Below are 9,891 nucleotides of genomic sequence, written 5' to 3'. Positions count from 1 at the left end.
GCGCGCAATGCAGGAGGTTTCACAGCCGATCAGGACGCGCATGGCTGCTCTCCCATGCGGAGGGCGCAGGTCGCCCAGTCCGAAGCCGCGGCGGCCACAGTCTCGCCAGTGCCGGAGCAGCCCAGAACATTCACGTGGAATTCGAGCGGTCCCCATTTGGGCGTCGGTTCAATCAACGTGCCACCATGATCCAGCACGGCCTGCTGCATCAGCGTAGCGGCGCCGTGATTATCCGGCGCGGCAGCAATGCGCTGTGCAATCTCGCAGCGGACACGTGTGGTCATTGCCGCCAGATCGAGGCCCAGCTTTGCAGTCAAGGCGAAGTGTGGGGTTTGCGGAAGAAACATCATGAAAGGAATCCTTGAAAAAGTGAGAGTATGGATGCCGCGTCAGTGCGCTGCGATCCATGCGCCCAGCAGGAAGGTCGCAACACAGCAGGCGATCCGAGTGGAGCGCGCATTCCGTGCCGCACGCTGATCGCGCAGCAGCAGCTGCTGATAGATCGGAAACTGTTCTGCGACGAAGGCCGTGTGCATGCTGGTGGTCACGCGGCACCGCCCAGAATTTCCTGAAGGCGTCGGGTTGGTGACGGGTGAAGTTTGCGCTGCACAGCTTGCAGGCGTGACAACCCGATTTGCGAAATCGTTTGTCCGCGTGCGGACTTCAGCGTGGCCCAAGCCAGCAGGCGAGCATTAGGGCGACGATTTGCGACTTGGGGGGCCATCACGAGTGCACGGGCATCAGTGAGGGCCCGTATCTCCCGAGTTAGGTTCTTGAGGCTGGACATTTTGTGACTCCATCAACATCTGACGAAGATCACTATTTCATAAAAAATGAAAAATCAATATTGAATATCATAAAAAATGAATATCTGATTCTGGCCAGGTGTTCGATTTTCGTGTGATCTTGCTCCGTGCTTGGTTACGCCGCGCCTAGGTGTATAAATTAGAGAGGTACAAGCATTGTCGCCAATTTCAGTGTTTTTTCTGAGGTTTTTTGTGTTTTTCGGTTTCAACTTGAACTGGATACTCGCTCCGCGTGTCACGTGGGGGAGGCGAGGATTTCAAAGAGTTTTTCTGCTACATCGCCGGGAAGCTGGTTGTGAGAACCGGCCATCATAAAGTTAAAGTCCACACGGTGTTCCTCGTATAGGTAGTTCATCAGTTCGCGGGAGGGAAACTGATCGCCCTTGATTTGGTTCGTGATTGATGATGCCTTCCGGTTGATTTGAGTCGCGATCTCAGTCTGCGTCATGCCGGTCAATGTGATTGCGGCGCGTAGTCTTGTAGCGCAGGCGGCGCGGCTCATGTCACCAGTCATTGCGAGGCGTTTTTTTTCAGTACTGTCCATAGCGCATACTTACCTTTTTCAGATTAAATGAAAATTTCAAAAAAATGCATGTTGTGTTTTCATAAATTATGAATATTTATACTACTCATGGTAACTGTTCATGAGCTTCTCGAGAAACTTGGCCGCGATAGGGTTCGTAATGCCTTAGGCGTGTCTGCATCTCAGCTTTCCAATGCTGTGGCTGACAACTCGATTCCATCGGGCTGGTATGTCTGTGTCCGAGATCTTTGTCATGCCGAGCTGCTCGACGTGCCTGACCACCTTTTCACGAAGATGCGTAGGGGCGGCGACGTCGTGCCGTCCCGCGCCTAGTCGATCCATAGAGGCCTCTTGGAATGATTTCATCACACAAAATACTTTCACCAAACTTCTCTTCTGATCTTGAGGATACACCCACGCTTTCGCCGCAGTCCCGGCCCGGTTTTCCAGCGCAAAAATCTGGAGAGGTGCTGTACCTCGATAGCTATCGTGGGACAGCGTTCAAACATTGGTTTGCGACGGCCTTTGCGTCTTATCTCCGGGATCGCTTTGTGAATCCCGAACAGGTGGCGACGGCCTTTGGCGTGCGGGCGAGTACAGCCTGGAACTGGTGGAACGGCGATAACAAGGCGTCGGGCGATGCGGTGGCGCGCCTCTTCATGACCTTTCCCGATGCGGGGGCGTGGTTTCTCAAAAGCTGGGAGAGCCGGTGATGACCGGTGCCCCCAAAGTTTTGCACCGGGCGTTTGATGCTGCGGCCACTTCCGGGGGCGGGTCTGACCCGTCCCCGGTTTTTTATGCCGGCAGGGCGGGGTGACCAATCCATCATGAATGCAGAGCAGGCTGATGACGAGATGGCGCGGATACTGGGGGCGTTCATCGCGGCGGATGAAGGCGCCGTGGTGGCGGTGCCTTTGAAGGAGAAGGAGCCGCGCATGCCCTGGCCGGAGGAATGGTTCACGCGTCGTGACCGGTTCGACCTTGTGGCCTGCCAGCGGCTGTGGGGCGAGGTGCTGCTCAGCTGCCTGCGCGGCGCGCTCGGGGTCAGCAGCAGTCATGAGGATTATCTTACCGGCAAGGTGGACCCGGCCTGGATCGGCTCGAAGGATTTCCTGCTGGTCTGTGACTATGCCGGTGTCGCCACTGAGGGGCTGCTGGCCTGTCTGGATGATCCCCCGCGGCGGGCCGCTCTGATGGAAACCCTGCGCTACGGCAATGGCAGGTCGACCGGCCGGTAGCCGGTCGCAAATGTAAACGAATTCGATGGGCTGAGAGGAGCTCTCGGCGCGGTGCTTGCCCGCGGGCGGGAGGAGTCTGGCCCGTTGTTTCCCAAACAAGACGACAAGACGAGGAGAGCAAAATGAGCCACAAGGCAACCAACTGGCTGTCGGAGCTGGACGCCGACGAGATCGGGGCGAGTGAATTCCGGGTGCTGTTCCATCTGTGTGACTGCCACAACGTGGCGCGGGGCTGTTTCCCGACACAATCCTACCTGATCGCCAAGACAGGCGTCTCCAATGGGACCGTGAACAACGCGCTGAACGCGCTTGAGGCCAAGGGGCTGATCCAGCGCCACCGGGAGCGCGACAGGCTCTCCAAGCGCCTGAAGCCGACCCGCTACATCCTCGCCTTCGAGATGGGCGAGCCGTCTCCAGATTCTGGAGATGGCCATGGTGGGGACCGGTCTGCAAACTGCGTCGGAGGCCAATGGGATAAGCCTTCCGAGCAACCCAGTGTCGAAAAACGCGCAGAGCCGTCTCCAGATTCTGGAGAAGGGGCCGTCTCCAATCTGCAGGGTGAGCCGTCTCCAATCCAGAGGACGAGCCGTCTCCAGCCTACTGGAGAGACACCTGTAAAGAAACAGAAAAGAACCGGCGCGCAGGTGCGCACAGCGCCGTTCTACGGCTCCAAGGCCGATCAGGCCGCAGCCATGTGGGCGGGCTGGATCAGGGAAGGCAAATACATCCCGCCGACGGCGATCACGGCCAGCCTGGCCGCGCGGATGCTGGCGATGAAGCTGGTCACCCAAGGTGAACTCCGGGCTGCGAAGGTGATTGACTGATGGCAGGCGAGGCAGAGACAGGCGCAGACCGCGGTGAGAGCCCTATCGAGGGCGCAAACAGTACCGTATATCGCGTCATGGTTGCGGATCCGTCTCCAGAATTTGGAGAAGGAAAACAGCCCGAGCCATCTCCAGAATCTGGAGAAGGAGCCTTCTCCAATTTGGGGGTCGAGCCTTCTCCAGCCCACTGGAGAGAAACCTGTAATTAACCAAAAAAGAACCAGCGCGCCTGACGGCCCGGCGTCGTTTGAGGGTGCGACGGCAGCGACAGCGGCAGACGGCGCAGCGCCATCAATTGATCGGTCGGACAGCACCACCGGTCGCCTTGCGGTGGAGCGCAGCAACCGGGACCGGATCCGGGCGCAGCTCTTCGATCGGCTGGGGTTCCGCTTTCCCAGAGGCACGGATGCTGAGAAGGGCCGGGCGATGCTGAACCGGATTGCCGATGATCTGGTCTATCTCAGCGATGCCAGCCTTGCGACGCTGCAGGTCATGCTCCGCACCAAGGGCGAGGGCACGTCGCGCTGCTTCTGGCCACAGCGGGCGACGTTTCTGGCCATTGCGGAATACATCCAGCCACGGGCCGTGGAGGACATCCCCGCGCTTTGCAGCTGGTTCGGCTCGGTCGAAGGCCCCAAGGCTGCCGCGAACGGCACGCTGGTCGAGACCTTCCTGTTCATCGAGGCGCGCAAGCTGCCACCGGTGGCCGAGGGGGCAAAGCGCCAGATCGCGACACAGGCCCGGGAGAACGCCCGCCGTCTGGTGATCGTGGACGAGCGCACGGCGGCAGGCTGGCCGGTCGCAGCAGATGATCTGGCCTTTGCCCGCTGGTATCGCGCGAAGCTCGCTTTCTGTCAGGCGCTGATGGAGACCGAGCGGCGTAAGCGCGGCCATCCGGTGGACAGGTCGCGCGCCCCCGGTGCCCGCACATGAGCCGGGGCAATGCACTTCTGGCGGTCAGCCGTCTGGCGGCCGAGGCGGATCGGATCGGTCAGATCAAGGGCCGGTCTACCCGGCCTGACGACTGCGGCGAGGCCATCGTCGACATCGCCCCGGCCCGTGGTCCGGTGCAGCGGTTCCAGCCGCGCGAGACCACGATCGACACGGGAGGCAAGGTCCGGACCCGCCGTGTGGGCCATGAGGGTCAGAACGCCCTGCGCCGGGCCGATGCCTTCGACGTGATGCAACAGCAATCCGTCCGCCGCCGCCCCGACGCAGCGCCGCTCTTCACCGCCGCACAGATCGGCGCAGGACGGGACTATGCCGCGCTTTATGAGCGCTGCGCATCTGCCGGGATCCGGTGTTCTGGGATCCATGAGCTCGACAGTGGCAGTGGCGGCGGTATGGGTGGACAGGGTACCTTCATTGATGCCCTGATCCGTGACCGCCGCAGGCTGGCGGCCATGGAGCGCGCGATCGGCACGGAGATCGTGATCAAACCGCGTGGCGCGCAGGCACACAGCGACCGTGGTCGCAAGGCGATCACCGCCCACGACCTCGTCTATGGTGTCTGCCTGCAGGGTCTCACCATCAGCCAGCTGCTGCAGCGCTTCGGCTGGTCACGCGCGCCCAGCGTGACCAAGACAGTACGCGCAGCCCTGTGTGCGGCCCTCACACGTCTGCAGGGGATATGAGGTGATATCGTGATACAAGAAGCAGTCCGGTCCATGCGTAACGACGGTCATCGATAACCTGTCCGCGTCGGCAACAGAACTGTCGTCATCACTCAGCGCTGTGCGCAGCATCATAGGGTAGAGGGAGGGGTCGAAACAAATCCGGACCGACCAAGGACCGGAGGAGGAGCCTTTTCGCGCGCAATGTGGAAATTGAAGAGAGTTCTCCACTTTGACGCTCAGCACAGCAGGGCAAAAACGCTGAAGTCTCGTTTGCTGCGGTGCATACTTATCGGCAATGAGGGCGGAAAGCCGGCTTTCGCTGCAGTTGCAGCGAGCTTATGCGGAGATCGAGCAAGCGGACCTTGGTCACGAAAATCTCTGAAGGATCCTTCTACCAGAAAGTTCTACTTGGTTTCCTTTCGAGCGTCTTACTCAGAGTCGCTATCCTTCTTGAGCAGCTCTTCAAGGGCCGCAAGCTCATCTTCGTTAATATCTGTGAAGAGCGATACGGCCATAGCGTTTGATACCTTTGCTCTTACAGCGTCCCAATCGTCAGAAGGACCATGCTCGATGTAATTCGAGATACCTTCGTATTGCTTTTGAACTTCAATGCGCGCCGACGTAGATAGCTCTCGGCTAACCGCAAAGTGGTAGGGTGTTGGAAAGCCGAAACGAACGAGTTGTGGTAGGAAGCCAGGCATCGGCGCAAGGTCCGTGCCATTGGCAAGTTCAATTTCTGTTACCAACTGCGCCAACGCACTCATAACGAAGCTAATCTCGGACGCAAAGCGGTTCGAAAAACGCCTCGCGAACTTCGCCTTCCCGTCGGACTTGGTGGGTATCTTGACCGGGGCTTCGTATTTCACAATGAAACCCAATATTGTTGCATCCAGCTCCAATAGAGTCTTGTGGTCAAACCAGTCTGGCAGGAGCTCGCGAATACCAGCAAGTGCCACAGTTCGCTTTGCCACTTGATCCTTCTGGTTCTTGTATGCTCTCGCAAATATCTTCTCCAAGCCCTCCGGCCTGAAGAATGCATCAAAGTCTTCCTCCTTGGGGTCGAACTGATCCAATACCCATATCGCCCAATCTATGGCCTGAACTGATGGCCATGGTGCCGACGGAAGTGCACTTTCGAGCTTGCGGACCAACTTAAGGCTGGCCCCCGTTTTCGCGGCGAGCGCCTCTTGCCATGTAGCAGGAGTTTCTGGTTCGGCGTCAGACAACACTTGTTCAAGTTTCTGTTTGCGACCATTCAGCCATGCATCCGCGTTTGCGGCGTCGGCAGCCCGCTTCTGGAAGTATCCAAAAGACCGAGAAGTAAGAAGCTGGAATGGAGTTGCTCCATCCTCGTTTGGCTTCAATGATACAGTGAGTTTTCGCGCGAGGTACTCAGCGACGGGACGGCCGGTGGCCTCTACCTCTATTTCGTCAAGCAATGTGCAAAGCGGATCAATAAGGGGAACACATCTGTCTTTGGGTGAGAGAACCATACTGGTGACTACGGTCTCTCGGGGCACGTAAGTGTTCAAATCGCAAGGAATCGGATTACCGGGGACAACTAGAGCTAAACCCGTAGAAGCATGACCAGCGCGGCCTGCGCGCCCCAATGCATTCAGAATTTCATGCTCTTTCATGTTTTTTCGTTTTTCAGTCTCGGGGTCTAGTCGGTCGGTCCCGGCAAGAATTACGGCATCACAGGGAAGGTTTAGCCCCTGCGCAAGTGTGGATGTCGCAACAAGCACGTTTAGGCCGCTTTCTTTGGACCGAAACAAACCCTCAACAAGTCGACGCTCGTAAGGAAGAAGCTCACCATGGTGGACCGCCGCAATTTTGCTCCCTGCGTCATAGATGGATTCTACTTTGCCGATCTCCTCAATCGCAGTTTCCCTCAAAACGGACTGATCAGCCGTAAGTGTCGGTTCGATAGCAGAGAACTGCGCGTTAATCTTGTTGGCCGTTGATATTGTGAAGTTGATGCTTTCACAGAACACAAGAACCTTGATGCCATGCTGCGCAAGCTTGACTGCCAATTCTGCCGCCACCTCGTTGCGGTTCGAGGTAAGCCAGCGGTATCCGGTTTTGTTGGGCCCCCCAACGCCGAGCGGCATCGGGGAGTCCGAGAGAGGCTTTAGGGCACTCGAACTGCCGGGCTGTGGTAGCCAGTTCGAGTCTAATGAGAACAAGCCGTAGGGAATGGCCCACACGTCTGGGGTGACGCCATTGTTCAATTGCGTAGTGAAATTGCTCAGGTCCGTGTGTGAATACACTACACATCCCCGGAGCTGGCGTGTTGGCTTCCACTCATAGTCAAAGGCCACGAAAGGACGACCAGTTCGGTTTTCGAGCCAGTTTTTCAGCTCTGATCCGTTAGAGATCATCGCAGACAGTAGCAAATAATCGGCACTCGCATTGATCTGACCGAATTGCAAAAAGCAAAGCATAGCGTCGATGCTTCTCCGGTCAGCTCGAATGCCGGTGGGAGAAGTAGGATCGACGTCGGCGCTCATCAAGTGGAATTCATCGAATACCAATAGACCAACGTTTTGAAAAAGATGGGGTGCGAAGGTCAGAAGAGCAAAACACTTCTCAGGTGTCATGACGGCAATGTCGGGCAGTCTGTCCACCATCTCGTCCAAGGTAAGCTCGTCAAGGCTTTGGGCTACCGCCAGTTCTGAGAGGCGCTCATTGAGATCAAACTCTACCTGCGAAACCAGCGCGTGGGTCGGTGCCAGATAGAGGACGGTTTTTCCCGACGCCAACGTCGCCGCAATTTTTAGACCCGATAGGGTAGATTTGCCTGTTCCCGTCGGCGTGGTCATGATCATGGACGAGCCCACATCTAAGAAACCAGTTGCAATTGCAGCTTTATGGTTCTTCCAGATTAGAGGCCACCTCTTGGCCTCGCGAATTATCCAGTCACGCCAAGCTCCATGATCTGTGCCATTCGGATTTGGAATGCTCACCAATAGATTGTCAGCCACGGCTCCGAGGGCAATTCGCAAAAGGGAAGCGAGATGGTGCGGTCCGGGAAAAGTGGTCAACGAAACAATTGGGGTGTCCGCCACATCCTCCAAGCTCTCGGATAAAGGCCCGGCTAGAGCGATGACTCGTTGAAGAGTAAAGTATACGCCCTCAAGATCCACAGGATCCAAATGACCGAGAGAACATTTTGAGAATGTAACAAGAGATTGAAGGACTTCCCTGTAAAGCAGGTCTGTGGCAAGTGCCTCACTTGACTCCGAATACGCATCTACCTCTTCGACTTCGGTGTTGGAGATGTCTTCGTATTGCCCCCGGGCAAGACGGCCGAGCGTCAAGATCAGCAGTCGTCTAAGTGCGTTTTCTTCACCAGTCGCTCGGATAACGCGGCCGACCTCAGTCGCATCGGGGAACCTCTCAGAAGCCAAAAAGAGCAAAGCCGACGCAATATCCGGGCCAATACAATCTTCATTAAGAAGACTTTGGCTCTCTCCAGTCAGAATTAGCCGATCTATACGATCAACGATTTGACGAGCCGATCCAGCAACGAATGCGATTGACCGTATGCGTTCTGGATTCACGCCCAAAACAACTTGAGCCTCAAAGACATCTGCCAACCTACCCATCTTCGACCTAACGGCGGCCAGTTCCTCTGGCAGGGTCTCTAGGTTATCCGCTAGCAGCCGCGCTGATGCTATTTCTACGCTGGCAGACGTTAGTAACTCGACGAGTTCCGACGCACTCAGACTTTTTAGATCTGGCGATCCCGCGATTAGCTCCTCTGTTACCGGATCAAACATTATCTGCGATCCTCTTTATTTCTCTCCTGACATTTCTCGCCAAAGTTTTCAAAAATGCTCGGGTATCATCGGATGGTAGGACTTCTGCTAGCCGTACGGTGTCCGCACCGAGGGCGTGTTTTTCAAAGTCGTTAAATATATGTTGGTAGCCATCTGCGTCCGCGTTTACTGGCATGGCTGTAACTGCGACCCTAAATGCCCTCGTTTGCTCGTATATCAGTGCTTCCAGTAGCTCCTCCTGCGCGTCGCCTTCTAGGCCTGATTGTTCTCTCAAAATAGCAGTGATCGCATCCAACAGTTCTAGATCTTTGTCCCCGTTAACGATCCCGTCGATTTCGCTCCAAACGCTACCCTGAACGAGGCTCTTAGGATTGACTGACGCTTTGTCTTCGCAAAGCACCACTCTCGAAATTGCACCAGATGCGTCTTCAATACTTACAAGCAGGCCGTCAAAACCCTTGTCTGCCCTGCGAACATGAGGCGGTGTAGCGAGCGCGGTTGGCATGTCGATAGATGCTGCAACCCACGAAAGATGTTGAAAGAGTAGCCCATCGCGTTGCTCGATCCGCTTGTTTTTCTTGTTGTTGGCCGTTTTCTTCTTTTCCGGGTCGGCACTTGAAAGGTCTGATGCAATGTCTGCGAGCCTTATGGAAAGAAGAGAAATCGCATTCTCGAACACTTTCCCCGGAAAACCAGCTTTGCTTGGTTCTAATTGATCGATTATCTGAACTGCATGTTTCGGCTTACGTAGGTAGAGCCATGCCAAAGTGCGGACTAGGCGGCCTTCGTCAATAAGCGCCCATTGCGAGAAGTTGCAGGTTGGTGAAAGGTCGGCTTTTTGAAAGGTAAATGGCATAGGTGCTCACAGGCGCTCCAAAATTTTCTTCCAGCCTACTTCGCGTTAGAGGTGAATGTAAGCGCGAGGTTGTACCTGCCCCCTAATCCGCAAAAATTCTGCAGAATAGACGAATGGCCGGTCTGGTGGAGCTTACTTGCTGCGTCGGGAACCTCGCGAAAGGCCGGTTTGGGCCGTTTGCTTCAGGCCGTACGAGGGTCGGAAAGCGGACCTAATCCGCAGGCGCGAAATCGCAGAAGCTGCCCG

The 9,891-nt window shown here is 56.3% G+C and carries 10 protein-coding genes; 5 read left to right on the top strand and 5 right to left on the bottom strand.

All coding sequences use genetic code 11. The features are described 5' to 3' along the window. Positions 1–29: 29 nt before the first annotated feature. The 3 genes from ACJ5NV_RS20215 to ACJ5NV_RS20205 all read right to left on the bottom strand — a co-directional run bounded on the left by ACJ5NV_RS20215 (position 30) and on the right by ACJ5NV_RS20205 (position 1,350). On the bottom strand, positions 30–350 hold the full coding sequence (locus ACJ5NV_RS20215) for a hypothetical protein (protein ID WP_411646667.1): 321 nt from the start codon (positions 348–350) through the stop codon (positions 30–32). 39 nt (positions 351–389) lie between these two features. Next, complete coding sequence (locus ACJ5NV_RS20210; protein WP_411646665.1) at positions 390–548, bottom strand: hypothetical protein; 159 nt, start codon at positions 546–548, stop codon at positions 390–392. Between the two features lie 493 nt (positions 549–1,041). After that, positions 1,042–1,350, bottom strand: coding sequence for an XRE family transcriptional regulator (locus ACJ5NV_RS20205; protein WP_411646664.1), 309 nt, complete (start codon positions 1,348–1,350; stop codon positions 1,042–1,044). Positions 1,351–1,685: 335 nt separating this feature from the next. On the opposite strand from ACJ5NV_RS20205, the gene ACJ5NV_RS20200 reads away from it, so the two are divergent. The 5 genes from ACJ5NV_RS20200 (at position 1,686) to ACJ5NV_RS20180 (ending at position 5,025) form a co-directional block, all read left to right on the top strand. Next, on the top strand, positions 1,686–2,042 hold the full coding sequence (locus tag ACJ5NV_RS20200) for a hypothetical protein (protein ID WP_411646662.1): 357 nt from the start codon (positions 1,686–1,688) through the stop codon (positions 2,040–2,042). 36 nt (positions 2,043–2,078) lie between these two features. Continuing rightward, complete coding sequence (locus ACJ5NV_RS20195) at positions 2,079–2,567, top strand: hypothetical protein (protein WP_411646661.1); 489 nt, start codon at positions 2,079–2,081, stop codon at positions 2,565–2,567. A gap of 122 nt (positions 2,568–2,689) precedes the next feature. Beyond that, the gene (locus ACJ5NV_RS20190) at positions 2,690–3,391 is read left to right on the top strand and encodes a helix-turn-helix domain-containing protein (protein WP_411646659.1); all 702 of its coding nucleotides are present in this window, start codon (positions 2,690–2,692) and stop codon (positions 3,389–3,391) included. Between the two features lie 426 nt (positions 3,392–3,817). Then, positions 3,818–4,324, top strand: coding sequence for a hypothetical protein (locus ACJ5NV_RS20185; RefSeq protein ID WP_411646657.1), 507 nt, complete (start codon positions 3,818–3,820; stop codon positions 4,322–4,324). After that, positions 4,321–5,025: a hypothetical protein gene (locus ACJ5NV_RS20180; RefSeq protein ID WP_411646655.1), complete on the top strand. Its 705-nt coding sequence runs from the start codon at positions 4,321–4,323 to the stop codon at positions 5,023–5,025. The genes ACJ5NV_RS20185 and ACJ5NV_RS20180 overlap by 4 nt, the downstream gene beginning before the upstream one ends. A 410-nt stretch (positions 5,026–5,435) precedes the next feature. Here ACJ5NV_RS20180 and ACJ5NV_RS20175 read toward each other — a convergent pair whose 3' ends face one another. Further along, a complete protein-coding gene (locus tag ACJ5NV_RS20175) occupies positions 5,436–8,789 on the bottom strand; it encodes a DEAD/DEAH box helicase (RefSeq protein WP_411646653.1) in 3,354 nt (1,117 codons plus the stop codon). After that, complete coding sequence (locus tag ACJ5NV_RS20170; RefSeq protein ID WP_411646651.1) at positions 8,782–9,645, bottom strand: hypothetical protein; 864 nt, start codon at positions 9,643–9,645, stop codon at positions 8,782–8,784. The genes ACJ5NV_RS20175 and ACJ5NV_RS20170 overlap by 8 nt, the downstream gene beginning before the upstream one ends. Between the last annotated feature and the right edge of the window lie 246 nt (positions 9,646–9,891).

Source organism: Loktanella agnita (assembly GCF_046640325.1).
In the GTDB taxonomy this organism is placed as follows: Bacteria; Pseudomonadota; Alphaproteobacteria; order Rhodobacterales; family Rhodobacteraceae; genus Yoonia; species Yoonia agnita.
This window is presented reverse-complemented; position numbering and strand designations above follow the sequence as displayed.

What these genes read in the sequence shown, in the direction of transcription:
- ACJ5NV_RS20190 (WP_411646659.1), top strand. Translation starts at nt 2,690, where the DNA reads ATGAGCCACAAGGCAACCAACTGGCTGTCGGAGCTGGACGCCGACGAG.
- ACJ5NV_RS20200 (WP_411646662.1), top strand. Translation starts at nt 1,686, where the DNA reads ATGATTTCATCACACAAAATACTTTCACCAAACTTCTCTTCTGATCTT.
- ACJ5NV_RS20185 (WP_411646657.1), top strand. Translation starts at nt 3,818, where the DNA reads ATGCTGAACCGGATTGCCGATGATCTGGTCTATCTCAGCGATGCCAGC.
- ACJ5NV_RS20180 (WP_411646655.1), top strand. Translation starts at nt 4,321, where the DNA reads ATGAGCCGGGGCAATGCACTTCTGGCGGTCAGCCGTCTGGCGGCCGAG.
- ACJ5NV_RS20195 (WP_411646661.1), top strand. Translation starts at nt 2,079, where the DNA reads ATGCTGCGGCCACTTCCGGGGGCGGGTCTGACCCGTCCCCGGTTTTTT.
- ACJ5NV_RS20170 (WP_411646651.1), bottom strand. Translation starts at nt 9,645, where the DNA reads ATGCCATTTACCTTTCAAAAAGCCGACCTTTCACCAACCTGCAACTTC.
- ACJ5NV_RS20205 (WP_411646664.1), bottom strand. Translation starts at nt 1,350, where the DNA reads ATGGACAGTACTGAAAAAAAACGCCTCGCAATGACTGGTGACATGAGC.
- ACJ5NV_RS20215 (WP_411646667.1), bottom strand. Translation starts at nt 350, where the DNA reads ATGATGTTTCTTCCGCAAACCCCACACTTCGCCTTGACTGCAAAGCTG.
- ACJ5NV_RS20175 (WP_411646653.1), bottom strand. Translation starts at nt 8,789, where the DNA reads ATGTTTGATCCGGTAACAGAGGAGCTAATCGCGGGATCGCCAGATCTA.